Source organism: Thalassolituus sp. UBA6592 (assembly GCF_002433655.1).
In the GTDB taxonomy this organism is placed as follows: domain Bacteria; phylum Pseudomonadota; class Gammaproteobacteria; order Pseudomonadales; family Oceanobacteraceae; genus Venatoribacter.
The window spans coordinates 8,148-8,511 of the sequence record NZ_DJIO01000043.1; the positions used below are offsets into that span (position 1 = coordinate 8,148).

General features: G+C 65.4%; 1 protein-coding gene. It reads right to left on the reverse strand.

Going from position 1 to position 364, the window contains the following annotated elements; translation table 11 throughout:
* On the reverse strand, window positions 1–364 hold a 364-nt coding region (locus B2Z72_RS03955; RefSeq protein ID WP_297004207.1), incomplete at both ends, for an MsnO8 family LLM class oxidoreductase.

The following is a 364-nucleotide window of genomic DNA, read 5'->3' on the forward strand; positions in this document are numbered from 1 at the left end:
CAGGCTGGAGCCGAGCAGCCAGATATCGACCTGGCTGTTGCTGCCCGGATAGGCCTGTACCCGGCGGCCGCTGTCGGGGCCGAGTAACTGCTGCAGTTCAGCCACTTCTTCCGGGAAGCGTTCGGCGCGCATGTCATCGCGTTTCAGTGCCCGGCTGGTGAGTGGGTCGGAACCCGGGGCGCGGCCTAAGCCCAGATCAATACGACCGGGGTAGAGCGCATCCAGCGTACCGAACTGTTCGGCAACGATTAATGGCGGGTGATTGGGCAGCATAATGCCGCCGGAGCCAACGCGGATATTCTGCGTGCGCGCCGCGACCTGGCCGATGAGCACGGCGGTGGCGCTGCTGGCGATGCCCGGCATA